Consider the following 16,428-nt stretch of genomic DNA (forward strand, 5'->3'; position numbering starts at 1 on the left):
GGAAACTCAGATGGGGTGCCCGCCGCGGCTTTTCAACCGGCGGCGGGAGAAAGGTCGATCAGCGGACCTGGCGCTGCTGTAACAGCAGGTTGCTGAAACCGTTGCCGGCCAGGGTCTTCTGCGCGGCTGCCAGTTGTTCGCGGCTGGCGAAGGGGCCGACCAGCACGCGGTGCCAGGTTTCCTCGCGCACCTTGCCGGTTTCCACCCGCACGTTCTGGCCGAGCAGGATGATCTGCGCGCGCAGGCTGTCGGCGTCGTCGCGTTTGCGGAACGAGCCGGCCTGGAGGAAGAACTGGGTGGTGACCGGGGCGCTGGCGATCACCGGCGGTGGCGGCGGGGGCACTTCGCCATTGAGCGCGGCCTGGGCGCGGGCGGCGTCGATCTTCGCCGCCTCCTCGGGCGTCACCGGTTTCTGCGCCGGCGGCGCAGGCGGGGTCTCTTCCAGGGCCTGCGGCAGAATCACTTCGGATTCCGGCAGCAGGGTATAGAAGTCGTACTTGGGCCGCGCCGGCTCGGCCGGTGCCGGTTTCGGCTCGGGCTTGGTCGTGCGCGCCTGTTCGCCGCGGTCGCGCTTGATCTCGTCGCGGCCCGGCTCGAGGCTGAACAGGAACATGAAGAAACCGCCGACCACCAGGCCGCAGGCCAGCCAGATCCAGCCGGGTACCGGCTTCTTGGCTGGCGCCTGGTAGCGGCTGGCGCCGCGCTTGGGTGCCGGTTTCTTGCGCGCTGCCATTTACATGCGCTCCAGGGTTTCCAGGCCGAGCAGCTCCAGGCCCTGCTTGAGCGTGCGGCCGGTCAGGGCGGTCAGGCGCAGGCGGCTGTCACGGGTGGCCTCGTCTTCGGCGGCGAGAATCGGGCAGTTCTCGTAGAAGCTGGAGAACAGCCCGGCCAGGTCGTACAGGTAGCTGCACAGCATGTGCGGCGTGCCCTTGTCGGCGACGCTGGCGAGCAGCTCGCCAAACTGCGCCAGCTTGGCGGCCAGGGCCTGTTCCTGCTCGGCGACCAGGGCGATCCGGCCGCCGATCTCGTCGATGCCCTTGCCCAGCTTGCGGAACACGCCGGCCACGCGGGTGTAGGCGTACAGCAGGTAGGGCGCGGTGTTGCCCTCGAAGCTCAGCATCAGGTCGAAGTTGAAGCTGTAGTCGCTGGTGCGGTGCTTGGACAGGTCGGCGTACTTCACCGAGGCGATGCCGACCACGCGGGCGATGCGGCGCAGCTCGTCCTCGGCCAATTCCGGGTTCTTGCTCTTGACCAGCTCATAGGCGCGCTGCTCGGCCTCGTCGAGCAGTTGCACCAGCTTAACGGTGCCGCCGTCGCGGGTCTTGAACGGGCGGCCGTCCGGGCCGTTCATGGTGCCGAAGCCCATGTGCTCCAGCTCCATGCTGGCGGGGACGAAACCGGCCAGGCGGGCACAGGCGAAGACCATCTGAAAATGCAGGGCCTGGCGCTGGTCGACGAAGTACAGCACACGGTCGGCCTTGAGCACGCCCGCGCGGTAGCGGGTCGCAGCCAAGTCGGTGGTGGCGTACAGGTAGCCGCCGCCGGCCTTCTGCACGATCAGCGGCAGCGGGTTGCCTTCGGCGTTCTTGAACTCGTCCATGAACACGCACTGGGCACCGTTGTCCTCGGTCAGCAGGCCCTTGGCGGCGAGGTCGGCGACCACCCGCGGCAGGTCGTCGTTATAGGCGCTTTCGCCCTTGACGTCGGCCATGGAGAGCTTGACGCCGAGGCGGTCGTACAGTGCCTGGCAGTGCGACAGGGAGATGTCGTTGAAACGGTGCCACAGGCGCAGGCACTCGGCGTCGCCGGCCTGCAGCTGGACCACCAGTTCGCGGGCGCGGTCGGCGAACTCGGGCGATTCGTCGAAGCGCTTCTTCGCTGCGCGGTAGAAGCCCTCCAGGTCGGCCAGCTCGCTTTCGGCGGCGGCCGGGTTTTCCTGCATGTAGGCCAGCAGCATGCCGAACTGGGTGCCCCAGTCGCCGACATGGTTCTGGCGGATCACCGTGTCGCCGAGAAACTCCAGCACCCGCGCCACGCCGTCGCCGATGATGGTCGAGCGCAGGTGGCCGACGTGCATTTCCTTGGCCAGGTTGGGCGCCGAGAGGTCGACCACCACGCGCTGCGCCGGGCCGTTCTTATGTACGCCGAGCTTGGCGTCGGCCAGTGCCGCCTCCAGGCGCTGGGCCAGGGCGTCGCTGTTCTGGAAGAAATTGAGGAAGCCTGGGCCGGCGATTTCCACCTTGGCGATACCGTCGTCGGCCGGCAGGGCCGCGATCAGCTTTTCGGCCAGGTCGCGCGGCTTCATGCCGGCCGGTTTGGCCAGCATCATGGCGATATTGCTGGCGAAGTCGCCGTGGCTCTTGTCCTTGGTGTTCTCCACCTGGATGGCCGGGGTCAGGCCAACCGGCAGCACGCCATCGGCGGTCAGGCGGTCGAGGGCTTGCTGGATCAGGTGGCGAATGCTGTCTTTCATGTTCGGCTCGGGTTGCCTGGGGCTTTGGTCGAAAACTGCGCATTATAGAAGCAGCGACCAGCGGCAGGCCATAACTTGTGGGCTGCGCGCTGCGCATCAAGGGTTGCCTGGTTGCGAATCTACGAGCTGGTGCGCACGGTGCACCCTAGGTTTGGGGAAGCACTGGTGCGTTCAGAACAGGTCGATCGGATCGACGTCCAGCGACCAGCGCACCGCACGGCCGCCGGGCATCTGCTCCAGCGCCTGCAGCCAGGGCGTCAGCAGGCGATGCAGCGGCGCACGGGCATTGCCCTGCAGCAGCAACTGCGCGCGGAAGCGTCCGGCGCGGCGTTCCATCGGCGCCGGCACCGGGCCGAGCAGTTCGATGCCGGACAGGCCCAGCTCGCCCAGCAGGTGCTCGGCTTCGTTGCAGGCCTCGTCGAGAAAGCTCTCGGCCTGGCCGGGCTTGTGCGCCTCGGCACGCAGCAGGGCCAGGTGGCAGAAGGGCGGCAGGCCGGCGCTGCGGCGTTCACTGAGCGCCTGTTCGGCGAAGGCGAAGTAGCCCTGCTCGGTCAGCTGTACCAGCAGCGGATGGTCGGCCAGGTGGCTCTGGATGATCACCTTGCCCGGTTCCTCGGCACGTCCGGCGCGCCCGGCAACCTGCACGATCAGCTGCGCCATGCGTTCGCTGGCGCGAAAGTCCGCGGAGAACAGGCCGCCATCGGCATCGAGAATCGACACCAGCGTCACCCGTGGGAAGTGATGCCCCTTGGCGAGCATCTGGGTACCGACCAGGATGCACGGCTCGCCCTTGTTGATGGTGGCGAACAGCCGGTCCATGGCGCCCTTGCGCGAGGTGCTGTCGCGGTCGATGCGCAGCACCGGATGGTCGGGGAACAGCACCGCCAGACGCTCCTCGGCGCGTTCGGTGCCGGCGCCGACCGGGCGCAGGTCGACGTGCTGGCACTTGGGGCAATTGCTCGGCTGCCGCTCGACATGCCCGCAGTGATGGCAGCGCAGTTCCCGATGGCGCTGGTGCACGGTCATGCGCGCATCGCAGCGTGGGCATTCCGATAGCCAGCCGCAGTCGTGGCACAGCAGGGTCGGGGCGAAGCCGCGGCGGTTGAGGAACACCAGCACCTGCTGGCCGGCGGCCAGGGTCTGGGCGATGGCCTGCTGCATCGGCCCGGAAATGCCCGAGTCGAGTGGCCGGCTCTTCACATCCAGGCGCAGGAAGCGCGGCTGGCTGGCGCCGCCGGCGCGCTGGGTCAGCTTGAGCAGGGCGTAGCGGCCGCTGTGGGCGTTGTGCAGGCTTTCCAGCGAGGGCGTGGCCGAGCCCAGCACGATGGGCAGGTTCTCCTGGCGCGCGCGAACCAGCGCCAGGTCACGGGCGTGATAGCGCAGACCTTCCTGCTGTTTATAGGAGGCGTCGTGTTCTTCGTCGACGATGATCAACCCAGGGTTCTTCATCGGCGTGAACAGTGCCGAGCGGGTGCCGATGATGATGTCGGCCTCGCCATCGCGCGCGGCCAGCCAGGCATCCAGGCGCTCGCGGTCGTTCACCGCCGAGTGCAGCAGGGCGATGCGCGCATTGAAGCGGCGAGCGAAGCGATCGAAGGTCTGCGGGCCGAGGTTGATCTCGGGGATCAGCACCAGCGCCTGCTTGCCGGCTGCCAGGCACTGGTGGATCAGTTGCAGGTAGACCTCGGTCTTGCCGCTGCCGGTAATGCCGGCCAGCAGGAAGGCATTGAACTGACCCCAGCCCGACGCCACGGCATTCACCGCCGCGCGCTGCTCGGCGTTGAGCGGCAGCTCCGGTTGCGCCAGCCAGTGCGCCGGCTTGGCATGGGGCTGGGTGCGACGCACTTCCACGCGCACCAGCCCTTTCTCGTGGAGCAGCTGCAGGCTGTCGCGGTTGAGCTGCAGCTGGCTGAGCAGGCCGTGGGCGACGCCATGCGGGTGTTGTGCCAGGGCCTTGAGCGCCTCGCGCTGGCGCGGCGCACGAGCCAGGCGCGGATCGTCGACGCTGGCACCGCTGTTGACCAGCCAGAAGCGCTCCTGGCGCGTCTCCGCCGGCTCGCCCTGGCGCAACAGCACCGGCAATGCCCAGCTCAGGGTGTCGCCGAGGCTGTGCTGGTAGTACTGCGCCGTCCACAGGCACAGCTTGAACAGCGGGGCTGGCAGTGGTGGGCGGGCATCGAGCAGTTGCAGGGCCGGCTTGAGCTTGTCCGCCGGCACCTCGCTCTGGCTGTCCACCTCCACCAGAACGCCGATGATCTCGCGTCGGCCGAACGGCACACGCAGGCGCACGCCGGGCTGCAGCGCGCTGCGCGGCACGCCGGCAGGGGCGCGGTAGTCGAACAGGCGGCGCAGCGGCGAGGGCAGGGCGAGGCGCAGGATCAGATCGGGCACACGAGCCTCCATGGACAGGCCGGCGATATTAGCACGCGACGGCCGGCGCCCCGCGCGGCTTGCATCGGACGACGCGTCTGGTAAGATGCGCGGCCTATTTCTGTGCGGTGCCTGACATTGGTCGGGTGGCGGCACGACTACCCCGAGGAAAGCACCATGAAAGCCGATATCCATCCGAACTACGTCGAGATCGACGCCACCTGCTCCTGCGGCAACGTGATCAAGACCCGCTCCACCATTGGCAAGAACATCAGCCTGGACGTCTGCTCCGAGTGCCACCCGTTCTATACCGGCAAGCAGAAGGTGCTGGACACCGGCGGCCGTATCGATCGCTTCAAGCAGCGCTTCGGCGTGTTCGGCGCCAAGTAAGCGACCGAGCGACAGCGGAATCTGGCATGCGCCACTCCGTGATACTGAAAAAGGCGTCCCTGGTGGGCGCCTTTTTCATTTCTCTTCTCTGTATCGACCTGGCCCAGGCCTTCTGCCCGCTGCGCGGCGATCTTGCCCAGGTCGCCGTGCGCCAGGTGGTCGATGGCGACACGGTGCGCCTGGTGGATGGGCGCAGCGTCCGTCTGATCGGCCTCAATGCCCCCGAGCTGGGGCGCAAGGGGCGCCCTGACGAACCGTTCGCGGTACAGGCCAAGCGCCGTCTGCAGGCGCTGGTCGATGCCAGCGACGGGCACGTCGGCCTGCGTTACGGCAAGCAGCGCAAGGATCGTTACGGGCGCACCCTGGCCCATCTCTACGACCACCAGGGGCGCAATCTGGAGGCTCAGCTGCTGGGCGAGGGGCTGGGTTTCATGGTGGCGGTCGCGCCGAATGCCGAACTGGCGAGTTGCCACGCCGCGGCCGAGCGCCAGGCGCGCAATGCACGTCTGGGGCTGTGGCGGCAGGACCAGGTGAAGCTGGCCGGGCAGCTGCGTGGCGGCGGGTTCGCCCTGCTGGGCGGTCGGGTGCGCGAGGTGCAGCGCAATCGAGGCGGTCTCTGGCTCGAGCTCGATGGCGGCAGGGTGCTGCGTGTGGCGCCGGAGTTGCTCGATCAGTTCGACGCACGCGCCCTGCAGCGCCTCGAAGGGCGGCGCGTGGAGGCGCGCGGCTGGGTCATCGATCGCCAGTCGCGTGGCGGCTTGAAAAACGGGCAGGCACGCTGGATGCTGCCGCTTACCCATTCGGCGATGCTGGAGGTGTTGCCATGATGCGTGCGTTGACGCTCTGTCTGATCTGCAGCTGGCTGGCCGGATGCGCCGTCAACCCGGCTACCGGTCGCACCGATTTCGTGATGATGAGCGAGCGCCAGGAGCTCGACCTCGGCGCCCGTTACAACCAGGAGATCCTCAAGCAGTACCCACGCTACGAGGATGCCGGGCTGCAGGCCTATATCCAGCGCGTCGGCGAGCGGGTGGCGCGCAGCAGCCATCGCAATCAGCTCAATTACGTGTTCACCCTGGTCGACAGTCCGGACATCAACGCCTTCGCCTTGCCTGGCGGCTATATCTACATCCACCGCGGGTTGCTCGCCTATCTCAATTCCGAGGCCGAACTGGCTGCCGTGCTGGGGCATGAGGTCGGCCATGTCACGGCCCGCCACAGCGTGCGCCAGCAGAGTCAGTCGACCGCCTGGAGCCTGCTCGGCCACGCGGCCGCCATCGGCACCGGCGTGGGGGCGGTCGGCGACCTGACCAATGTCATGGGCAATGCCTTCGTGCGTGGTTACGGTCGCGACATGGAACTGGAGGCCGACGGCCTCGGCGCGCAGTATCTGGCGCGCAGCGGCTATGACCCGCAGGCCATGATCGAGGTGGTCAAGGTGCTGAAGAACCAGGAGGACTTCGCGCGCGCGCAGGCTGCCAAGCGTGGCGAGGCGCCGGCAGCGGGTGGTTATCATGGTCTGTTCGACACCCATCCCGACAATGACCGCCGCCTGCAGGAGGTGATAGGTCCGGCGCGCGCGCTGGCGGTCGGCAATCAGGAAGTGGGGCGCGACGCCTTCCTGCAGATGCTCGATGGCCTGGTCTTCGGTGATTCGGCCGCCAGCGGCATCCGTCGCGGGCGGCATTTCTATCACGGCGAGCTGGACTTCACCCTGAGCTACCCGCAGGGCTGGCAGCTGGTCAATCGCCCCGACGTGCTGATCGGCCACAGTGCCGATGAGCAGGCCTTCATCGCCATGACGCTGGAGCCGGCGGACAAGCGCCTGACACCGGCCGAGTTCCTGCGCAAGCGTGCCGGCAGTCAACGCCTGGTGGCCGGGGAAGAGCTGCGCCTGGGCGCGCTGCAAGGCTACACGGCGGTCTTGCAGGGGCAGTCGGCGCGCCGCGTGGCGGTGATCTACCGCGACGATAACGCCTACCTGTTCATCGCCGCGGTGCGAGGGCGGGCGTCGCTGGAAACCGAGGATCAGCGCTTTCTCGAGGTGATCCGCAGCTATCGGCCGCTCAAGGCCGACGAGCGCAAGCTGGCCGAGCCGGTGCGCCTGCATCTGGTGCGGGCCAAGGCCGGGCAGAGCCTGGCGGCCCTGGCCAAGGAAGTGCCCCAGCAGGGCAATGGTGAAGCGCAGCTGCGCCTGCTCAATGGCCTCTATCCCGACGGTGTGCCGCGTGCTGGCGACTGGCTGAAAACCCTGCGCTAGCTGGCTGATTCAATAGCGACCGAACAGTCTTGTGCAGCTGTATACAACTTGCGTATCCTCGGCCGCCTGCCCGTTCAACAGCCAACAAAAGCGGAAATGCCACTATGTCAGATCTAAAAACTGCCGCTCTCGAATATCACGCTCAGCCCCGCCCGGGTAAGCTGAGCGTCGAGTTGACCAAAGCCACCGCTACCGCCCGCGACCTGTCGCTGGCCTACAGCCCGGGTGTCGCCGAGCCGGTCCGCGAAATCGCCCGCGATGCCGAGCTGGCCTACCGTTACACCGGTAAAGGCAACCTGGTCGCCGTGATTTCCGATGGCACCGCTATCCTCGGCCTGGGCAACCTCGGCCCGCTGGCGTCCAAGCCGGTCATGGAAGGCAAGGGTGTGCTGTTCAAGCGTTTCGCCGGCATCGACGTGTTCGACATCGAGGTCGATTCCGAGAGCCCGCAGGCTTTCATCGATACCGTAAAGCGCATCTCCATCACCTTCGGCGGCATTAACTTGGAAGATATCAAGGCCCCCGAGTGCTTCGAGATCGAGCGCGCACTGATCGAACAATGCGACATCCCGGTGTTCCACGATGACCAGCACGGCACCGCGATCGTCACCGCGGCCGGCATGCTCAACGCCCTGGAAATCGCCGGCAAGACCTTGGAAGAAGCCAAGATCGTCTGCCTCGGCGCCGGCGCAGCGGCCATCTCCTGCATGAAGCTGCTGGTGAGCATGGGCGCCAAGGTCGAGAACATCTTCATGATCGACCGCAAGGGCGTGATCCACGCCGGCCGCGATGACCTGAACCAGTACAAGGCGGTATTCGCTCACGAAACCGACCGCCGCACCCTGTCCGATGCCCTCGACGGCGCGGATGTGTTCGTCGGTCTGTCCGGTGCCAACCTGCTGAGCCCGGAAGACCTCAAGCGCATGGCGGCCAACCCGATCGTCTTCGCCTGCTCCAACCCGGATCCGGAAATCAAGCCGGAGCTGGCGCACGAGACCCGCAGCGACGTGATCATGGCCACCGGTCGTTCCGACTACCCGAACCAGGTCAACAACGTGCTGGGCTTCCCCTTCATCTTCCGCGGTGCCCTGGACGTGCGCGCCACCCGCATCAACGAAGAAATGAAGATCGCCGCTGCCCTGGCGCTGCGTGACCTGGCCAAGCTGCCGGTACCGCAGGATGTATGCGATGCCTACGGCGGCATCAAGCTGGAGTTCGGCCGCGAGTACATCATTCCGAAGCCGATGGATCAGCGTCTGATCACCGTGGTCTGCGATGCCGTGGCCAAGGCCGCGATCGAGTCCGGCGTGGCGACTCTGCCCTATCCGAAGCACTATCCGCTGCAGTCGGTGGATGAAGTGTTCAACGGCTAAGCCGTTCGGATGCCAACAAAAAACCCGCTTCGGCGGGTTTTTTGTTGTTCGGTGACGGGCACTGATCAGAACAGATCGATTGGCGCCATCTCGTCGGCCGGCAGCGGGCTGCCAGGAATGCCCATGCCCGGTTCGAATTCGCTCATCGGCGGCGGCGAGTCCTCGCTCTTGAACAGCTCGAAGTAGGCATCGGGGGTGCCAGGTGCTGCGGCGCGCCCGCTGACCGGATCGACGCGCAGGGTCAGCAGGCCCTTGGGTTCCTTCGGCAGATGGCTCGGGCGGTCCTTGAGCACTGTGCCCATATAGTTCATCCAGATCGGCAGGGCCACGGTGCCGCCATACTCGTGGCGACCCAGGCTCTCCGGTTGGTCGAAACCGGCCCAGACGGTGGTCACGTAGTCGGCGTTGTAGCCGGAGAACCAGCTGTCCTTGGACTCGTTGGTGGTGCCGGTCTTACCGGCCAGGTCATCGCGGCCCAGGGCCAGTGCGCGGCGACCGGTGCCGCGCTTGATCACGTCCTGCAGCATGCTGGTCATGATGTAGGCGGTGCGTTCGTCGATGATCTGTTCGGCCGTCCTGGGTTCTTCCGGCGGCAGGTCGTCGGTGGCGTTCACGGCGAGATTGGCGATCTCCTCCGGCGGCTCGCTGCCGGGTACGCGCGCGGGGTTGGCGCGGAACAGCGGCTTGCCGTGGCGATCATCGATGCGCTCGATCAGGTAGGGCTCGATCTTGTAGCCGCCGTTGGCGAAGGTGGCCCAGCCCTCGGCGATCTCCAGCGGTGTCAGGCTGGCGGTGCCCAGGGCCAGGGACAGGTTGCGCGGCAGGTCCTGCGGAGCGAAGCCGAAGCGTTCGATGTAGCGCAGGCTGCGGTCGATGCCCATGTCCTGCAGCAGGCGAATGGACACCAGGTTGCGCGACTTGTACAACGCCTCGCGCATGCGAATCGGGCCGAGGAAGGTGTTGTTGTCGTTCTTCGGGCGCCACTTCTGCGTCAGATAGTCGTCGGAGAGAATGATCGGCGCGTCGTTGACCAGGGTCGAGGCCGTGTAGCCATTGTCCAGCGCGGCACTATAGATGAAGGGCTTGAAGCTGGAGCCGGGCTGACGCTTGGCCTGGACGGCGCGGTTGTAGTTGCTCTGGTCGAAGGAGAAGCCGCCGACCAGTGCCTGAATGGCGCCGCTGTAGGGGTCGAGGGAGACCAGCGCGCTTTGCGCCGCCGGTACCTGCATGAAGCGCAGGCTTTCGTCCGCCTGACGCTGCACGCGAATGATGTCGCCGACCTGGGCCACGTCCGCCGGTTGCTGGGGGCGTGGGCCGAGGCTGTTGGTGTTGAGGAAGGGGCGCGCCCATTTCATGCTGTCCCAGGACACCGCCTGCTCTTCGCCGTTGCGGGTCAGGACGAGGACGCCGCTTTTTTCCACCTGAGTGACCACGGCCGGTTCCAGGCCGCCAATGGAGCGGAACTTGGCCAGCTCTGCCAGCCAGGCGTCGCGGGTCAGACCCGGTAGCCGGCTCTCGGGGCCGCGGTAGCCGTGACGCTGATCGTAGGCGATCAGCCCTTCGCGCAGCGCGGTATTGGCCACTTCCTGAAGATGGCTGGGGACGGTGGTGGTGACGTTGAAGCCTTCCGTGTAGGCCTCGCTGCCATAGCGACCCACCATCTCGGCGCGTGCCATCTCGGCTATGTAAGGTGCGCTCAGCTCCGGCGCCGGGACGTGGTAGCGGGCATCGACTTCTTCCGCCAGGGCGGTTTCGTAGCTGGCCTGGTCAATGCGTCCGAGGCGGTAGAGGCGGCCGAGAATCCAGTCGCGGCGTTCCTTGGCACGGGTCGGATTGACCAGCGGGTTGTAGCGCGACGGCGCCTTCGGCAGTCCGGCGATCATGGCCATCTGCGCCAGGTTCAGATCGCGAATCGACTTGCCGTAATACACCTGCGCGGCAGCCTCGATGCCATAGGCGCGGTGGCCGAGGTAGATCTTGTTGACGTAGAGCTCGAGGATCTCGTCCTTGCTCAGCTCGCGTTCGATCTGCAGGGCCAGGAGGATCTCCGTGGCCTTGCGCGAGAAGCTGCGTTCGCTGGTCAGGAAGAAGTTCTTCGCCACCTGCATGGTGATGGTGCTGCCGCCGCTCTGAATCTGCCCGCTCTTCAATAATTGCGTGGCAGCGCGCATCAGACTGGTCACATCGACGCCATAATGGTTGGCGAAATTATCGTCCTCGGCGGCCAGCAGGGCACTGATGAACTCCTTGGGGATTTCATCGAAGCGGATGGGCGAGCGGCGCATCTCGCCGAATTCGGCGATCAGCTTGGCATCGCTGCTGTACACGCGCAGCGGGATCTGCAACTGCACCTGGCGCAGCGACTCGACGGACGGAAGGGTCGGGCTAAGATAAAGAAACGCACCGCTCAAACTGAGCAACAGCCCACAAAAAACGGCAACGCAAGACCACCAGAAGAACTTCAGCAGGCGTATCAAAATGTTCGGAATTCCAAGTAAAAGAATGAGTTAAGCAGGAGTCGAGGCAAAAAGGGAAAAGCTGTTCACATTATAAGCGTTTTTTTTCCCGGGGAGCCATTTGCGCTTCTGTCAAGACTGATATTTAATGTGGAAAAACATAAATAGTCCGTAAGTCGCGGATGCCAATAGGAAAACGGTCGTGCTAGGGCTCTTCACTAAGAAAGCGAATACGCTGCTGGGGATCGATATCAGCTCGACTTCGGTCAAGCTCCTCGAACTGAGTCGCTCGGGAAGCCGCTACAAGGTAGAGGCTTACGCAGTCGAGCCGCTCCCGCCAAACGCGGTGGTTGAGAAGAACATCGCCGAGCTGGAGGGGGTCGGTCAGGCGCTGTCACGCGTCTTGGCCAAGGCCAAGACCGGCGTCAAGACCGCAGCCGTAGCGGTCGCCGGTTCGGCGGTCATCACCAAGACCATCGAGATGGAGGCCGGCCTTTCCGAGGATGAACTGGAGAACCAGCTGAAGATCGAGGCTGACCAGTACATTCCTTATCCGCTCGAAGAAGTCGCGATCGATTTCGAGGTTCAGGGGCCTGCTGCGCGTAATCCTGAGCGCGTCGAAGTGCTCCTCGCCGCGTGCCGCAAGGAGAACGTCGAAGTTCGCGAGGCTGCGCTGGCGCTTGCCGGCCTGACGGCCAAGGTGGTCGACGTCGAGGCCTATGCGCTGGAGCGTGCTTACAGTCTGCTGGAGGCACAGCTGGGTGGCGGCCACGACGAGCTCACCGTGGCTGTCGTCGATATCGGCGCCACCATGACCACGCTGAGCGTGCTGCACAACGGTCGCACCATATATACCCGCGAGCAGCTCTTCGGTGGCAAGCAGCTGACCGAGGAGGTGCAGCGTCGTTATGGTCTTTCCGTCGAAGAAGCCGGCCTTGCCAAGAAGCAAGGTGGTCTTCCGGATGACTACGACAGCGAGGTTTTGCAACCGTTCAAGGAAGCTGTCGTTCAACAGGTCTCGCGTTCCCTGCAGTTCTTCTTTGCTGCTGGCCAGTTCAACGATGTCGACTACATCCTTCTGGCTGGTGGAACCGCGTCCATTCCCGATCTTGATCGACTGATCCAGCAAAAGATCGGCACGCAGACGCTAGTGGCTAATCCCTTTGCCGATATGGCGCTTAGCAGCAAGGTCAACGCCGGTGCGCTGGCCAGTGATGCGCCGGCACTGATGATTGCCTGTGGTCTGGCGATGAGGAGTTTCGACTGATGGCGCGGATTAACCTACTTCCCTGGCGTGAACAGCTGCGCGAGGAGCGCAAGCAGCGGTTTCTGGTAAGTCTTGTCGGCGTGCTTATCATTGCTGCTGGTCTTGTTTTTCTCGCGGACCAGATGTTGAGTGCCGCAATCGATAATCAGAATGCGCGTAATGAGTTCATCAAGAAGGAAATTGCGGTTCTTGATGCGCGTATTCAGGAAATTAGTGAACTGCGTACGCGTCGGCAGCAGCTTCTGGAACGAATGAAGATCATTCAGGATTTGCAAGGCAACCGTCCAATCATTGGGCGTGTGTTCGATCAGTTGGTGAGAACATTACCTGATGGGGTGTATTTCACCGGTGTGAAAATGGAAGGTAAGAATATAGCCATTGTCGGTGCTGCTGAGTCGAATAATCGTGTCTCCAATCTCATGCGTAACCTGGATGGCTCTGAGTGGCTGACGGCTCCCAATCTCACGGAGGTCAAGGCGGTTACAGCGGGGGCTCTCGATCAAGCGAACGTGTTCCAGCTGACCGTTCAGCAGACCCAGCCTGAACAGGAAAAAGTGGAGGCGGCGCAATGAGTATCAAGGATTCTCTGGAGGGGCTGCGCAGCATAGATCTCAATGATCTCGACTTGAATAATGTCGGATCTTGGCCGGGTGCCGTGAAATTTATCGCGGGCGTCTTGTTGCTTATCTTGGTTCTTGCGCTTGGTTACAACTTCCATCTCAAGGATCTTCAGTCTGTTCTCGAGCAGCGTCAGCAGGAAGAAGTCACGCTTAAGGAACAATTCTCCAGTAAGGCCTTCCAGGCTGCCAATCTGGAGGCATACAAGGAGCAGATGCAGGAAATGGAGGTTTCGTTCGGGGCGCTCCTGCGGCAGCTGCCGAGTGATACCGAAGTGCCGGGGCTGTTAGAAGACATTACCCGGACAGGGCTGGGTAGTGGCTTGGAATTCGAGGAAATCAAGCTGCAACCTGAAGTCACCCAACAGTTTTATATCGAACTTCCGATACAGATCAAAGTGACGGGCGGCTATCACGATTTGGCGACCTTTGTTAGTGGTGTTGCTAGTCTGCCACGAATTGTGACTTTGCATGATTTCGAGCTCACGCCCCTAAAAACTGAGGCGGGAAGTTCTCTTGGTATGAATATCTTGGCCAAAACTTATCGCTATAATGATAAGGGGGTCCAATAATGAGTCGCTATACGCTTGTTATTGTATTCTGTGTTGCTGTGCTGTCCGGCTGTGGTGGCGGTGGTGGGTTTTCGGATTTGCAAGCCTACATGGATGAGGTTCGGGCTAGGCCTAAGGGCGCTATTGAGCCTCTGCCAACATTCCAACCCTATGAAAGCTTTACTTATCGTGCTGCTTCCTTGCGCAGCCCTTTTCAGCCGCCAGTCAAGATCGATATGGTCAGTCGGCAGAAAGGAGGGCAAGAGGTCAAGCCTGACGAGAGTCGTGTTAAACAGTTCCTTGAAGGTTTCAATATAGAAACATTCGAAATGGTCGGTACGTTAGAGAATACTTCTGGCTTCTATGCTCTTGTTAGTGGTGCGGGAGGGGTTCATCGAGTCAAGGTTGGCGACTATCTCGGACGTAATCATGGCCGTATCGCCGCAATCGATAGTTCGAAGGTGGATGTTGTTGAAATTGTTCCCGATGGCGAGGGTGGCTGGCTGGAGCGGCCGCGGAGCCTTTCCCTTAAGGAGCGCTCTTAAGAAGGGCGGTACAAAATGAATATAATTACTCAGTCTGTCAGCCGGAATATGAGAATGAAGAGCTCTTTGTCGCGTATAGGGGTCGTGTTGCTGCTTGCTATGTCTTCGCCTATGGTGTTGGCGGCAAACTTACAAGCTCTCGATGTAGCAAGTCTCCCAGGTGATCGCGTTGAGCTCAGGCTAACGTTTGATGAGCCGGTATCGGCTCCTCGAGGTTACACAATCGAACAGCCGGCGCGGATCGCGCTTGATTTACCAGGTGTGACCAACAAGCTCGGTGCCAAGAATCGTGAGCTTGGCGTGGGGAACGCTCGCAGTGTAACGATTGTGGAGGCCAAGGATCGGACTCGCTTGATAGTCAATCTCACTAATTTAGCGCCTTATAGTACTCGGGTAGAGGGCAATAATCTCTATGTGCTGGTTGGGGCGGGGACTGTCGCTAATACACCGGCGGTTGCGCCAGTGGCTGTTGCGCCGGTGTCTGGTGGTCATGCTGTCAGCGCCGGAAAATCTGTAAGTAATATAGATTTTCAGCGTGGGGAGCAGGGGGAGGGTAATGTTTTCATTACTCTTTCCGATGCAACGGTAACGCCTAACATACAAGAGCAGGGTGGAAAAATCCGCCTCGATTTTGCCAAGACGCAATTGCCCGATTCTTTAAGGGTGCGGCTGGATGTTAAAGATTTTGCGACTCCTGTGCAGTTTGTCAGTGCTACGCACGTTTCGGGGAGTGCAAGTATCATTGTCGAGCCTGTGGGTCTATATGATTATTTGGCGTATCAAACGGAAAATAAGCTAACGCTCAGTGTGAAGCCGTTGAGTCAAGATGACGCTGATCGGCGCAAGGCAGAGAGATTTGCCTATACGGGCGAGAAGCTGTCGCTCAATTTTCAGGATATTGATGTTCGTTCCGTTCTGCAGTTGATCGCTGATTTTACGGATCTGAATCTTGTTGCCAGTGATACTGTTGCAGGAAATATTACCCTGCGTTTGCAAAACGTTCCTTGGGACCAGGCGCTTGATCTGGTCTTGAAGACCAAGGGGCTAGATAAGCGAAAAGTTGGTAACGTCCTACTCGTCGCGCCCGCTGATGAGATAGCTGCGCGCGAGCGCCAGGAGCTGGAGTCTCAGAAGCAGATTGCGGAGTTGGCCCCGCTGCGCAGAGAGTTGATTCAGGTTAACTATGCGAAGGCTTCAGATATAGCTACGCTCTTCCAATCGGTAGCTAATATTGAAGAGGGCGGCAGCGAGCGAGGTTCTGTTACTGTCGACGATCGAACCAATAGCATCATCGCCTATCAGACTCAAGAGCGTTTGGATGAGCTCAGAAGAATTGTTGCTCAATTGGATATTCCAGTTCGCCAGGTAATGATTGAGGCCAGAATAGTTGAGGCCAATGTCGATTATGAGAAAGCTCTTGGCGTGCGCTGGGGGGGGACTAAGGTATTTGGCGGGGGTAAGTGGGTTGGCTATGGTAACGACGATAACGGGGATGAAAGCGGGAACTCTGGGGATGAGGCAAGTGGTAACTTTCCCTTCGTTGATCTAGGGGTGACGGGGCGAACGTCGGGAATTGGTATCGGTTTTGTAACGGATAATACCATTCTAGATCTTGAGCTTTCTGCGATGGAAAAAACAGGGAATGGCGAGATTGTCTCTCAGCCGAAAGTCGTGACGGCCGATAAGGAAACGGCGAAGATCCTTAAGGGGACCGAGGTGCCATACCAAGAGTCCAGTTCGAGCGGTGCTACAACCGTTTCTTTCAAGGAGGCGGCTTTGGCTCTGGAGGTGACGCCTCAAATTACCCCTGATAATCGGATTATTATCGAGGTTAAAGTCAATAAGGACGAGCCGGATTACACAAATGCTGTGCTTGGTGTACCGCCTATCAAGAAGAATGAGGTTAACGCAAAAGTCCTCGTGTCAGACGGTGAGACGATTGTTATAGGCGGCGTTTATTCCAATACGCAATCCAAGGCTGTTGACAAAGTTCCGTTCTTGGGAGACCTGCCCTATCTTGGCCGCGTATTCCGTCGCGATGTGGTCACCGACCAAAAGTCGGAGCTGCTTATCTTCTTGACTCCGCGTATTCTGAACACTCAAGCCATTGCCGTGAACCGATGACC

Annotated in this window: 13 protein-coding genes; 9 read left to right on the forward strand and 4 right to left on the reverse strand. The window is 62.0% G+C overall.

The window, feature by feature from the left end; translation table 11 throughout:
* Window positions 1-58 precede the first annotated feature (58 nt).
* The 3 genes from L1F06_RS02840 to L1F06_RS02850 form a co-directional block, all read right to left on the reverse strand.
* A complete protein-coding gene (locus L1F06_RS02840) occupies window positions 59-733 on the reverse strand; it encodes an SPOR domain-containing protein (RefSeq protein ID WP_011920753.1) in 675 nt (224 codons plus the stop codon).
* A complete protein-coding gene (gene argS, locus L1F06_RS02845; RefSeq protein ID WP_129481895.1) occupies window positions 734-2,473 on the reverse strand; it encodes an arginine--tRNA ligase in 1,740 nt (579 codons plus the stop codon). It abuts the gene before it with no gap.
* Window positions 2,474-2,644: 171 nt separating this feature from the next.
* Window positions 2,645-4,864, reverse strand: coding sequence for a primosomal protein N' (locus L1F06_RS02850; protein ID WP_129481894.1), 2,220 nt, complete (start codon window positions 4,862-4,864; stop codon window positions 2,645-2,647).
* Window positions 4,865-5,020: 156 nt separating this feature from the next.
* Here L1F06_RS02850 and rpmE point away from each other — a divergent pair, with 156 nt between their 5' ends.
* From rpmE to L1F06_RS02870, 4 genes are all read left to right on the forward strand, one after another.
* The gene (rpmE, locus tag L1F06_RS02855; RefSeq protein ID WP_004372913.1) at window positions 5,021-5,233 is read left to right on the forward strand and encodes a 50S ribosomal protein L31; all 213 of its coding nucleotides are present in this window, start codon (window positions 5,021-5,023) and stop codon (window positions 5,231-5,233) included.
* Between the two features lie 26 nt (window positions 5,234-5,259).
* The gene (locus tag L1F06_RS02860; protein WP_129481893.1) at window positions 5,260-6,060 is read left to right on the forward strand and encodes a thermonuclease family protein; all 801 of its coding nucleotides are present in this window, start codon (window positions 5,260-5,262) and stop codon (window positions 6,058-6,060) included.
* Entirely contained in the window at window positions 6,057-7,493 is a 1,437-nt protein-coding gene (locus tag L1F06_RS02865; RefSeq protein ID WP_129481892.1) for a M48 family metalloprotease, read from the forward strand. The genes L1F06_RS02860 and L1F06_RS02865 overlap by 4 nt, the downstream gene beginning before the upstream one ends.
* A gap of 104 nt (window positions 7,494-7,597) precedes the next feature.
* The gene (locus L1F06_RS02870) at window positions 7,598-8,866 is read left to right on the forward strand and encodes a malic enzyme-like NAD(P)-binding protein (protein ID WP_011920758.1); all 1,269 of its coding nucleotides are present in this window, start codon (window positions 7,598-7,600) and stop codon (window positions 8,864-8,866) included.
* A 65-nt stretch (window positions 8,867-8,931) separates the two neighbouring features.
* Here L1F06_RS02870 and L1F06_RS02875 read toward each other — a convergent pair whose 3' ends face one another.
* Window positions 8,932-11,343, reverse strand: a complete 2,412-nt coding sequence (locus L1F06_RS02875) for a penicillin-binding protein 1A (RefSeq protein WP_129481891.1) — start codon at window positions 11,341-11,343, stop codon at window positions 8,932-8,934.
* 181 nt (window positions 11,344-11,524) lie between these two features.
* On the opposite strand from L1F06_RS02875, the gene L1F06_RS02880 reads away from it, so the two are divergent.
* Genes L1F06_RS02880 through L1F06_RS02900 form a run of 5 tightly spaced genes read left to right on the forward strand, consistent with a single transcriptional unit; the run spans window position 11,525 to window position 16,426 of the window.
* Window positions 11,525-12,589: a pilus assembly protein PilM gene (locus L1F06_RS02880; protein ID WP_003246678.1), complete on the forward strand. Its 1,065-nt coding sequence runs from the start codon at window positions 11,525-11,527 to the stop codon at window positions 12,587-12,589.
* A complete protein-coding gene (pilN, locus tag L1F06_RS02885; protein WP_129481890.1) occupies window positions 12,589-13,161 on the forward strand; it encodes a type 4a pilus biogenesis protein PilN in 573 nt (190 codons plus the stop codon). Before L1F06_RS02880 ends, pilN begins: the two co-directional genes overlap by 1 nt.
* Complete coding sequence (pilO, locus tag L1F06_RS02890; RefSeq protein WP_129481889.1) at window positions 13,158-13,778, forward strand: type 4a pilus biogenesis protein PilO; 621 nt, start codon at window positions 13,158-13,160, stop codon at window positions 13,776-13,778. The genes pilN and pilO overlap by 4 nt, the downstream gene beginning before the upstream one ends.
* A complete protein-coding gene (gene pilP, locus L1F06_RS02895) occupies window positions 13,778-14,302 on the forward strand; it encodes a type 4a pilus biogenesis lipoprotein PilP (protein ID WP_129481888.1) in 525 nt (174 codons plus the stop codon). The genes pilO and pilP overlap by 1 nt, the downstream gene beginning before the upstream one ends.
* Window positions 14,303-14,356: 54 nt before the next feature.
* The gene (locus tag L1F06_RS02900) at window positions 14,357-16,426 is read left to right on the forward strand and encodes a type IV pilus secretin PilQ (RefSeq protein WP_177491049.1); all 2,070 of its coding nucleotides are present in this window, start codon (window positions 14,357-14,359) and stop codon (window positions 16,424-16,426) included.
* Window positions 16,427-16,428: the final 2 nt, after the last annotated feature.

This window comes from Pseudomonas hydrolytica, assembly GCF_021495345.1.
Taxonomy (GTDB): domain Bacteria; phylum Pseudomonadota; class Gammaproteobacteria; order Pseudomonadales; family Pseudomonadaceae; genus Aquipseudomonas; species Aquipseudomonas hydrolytica.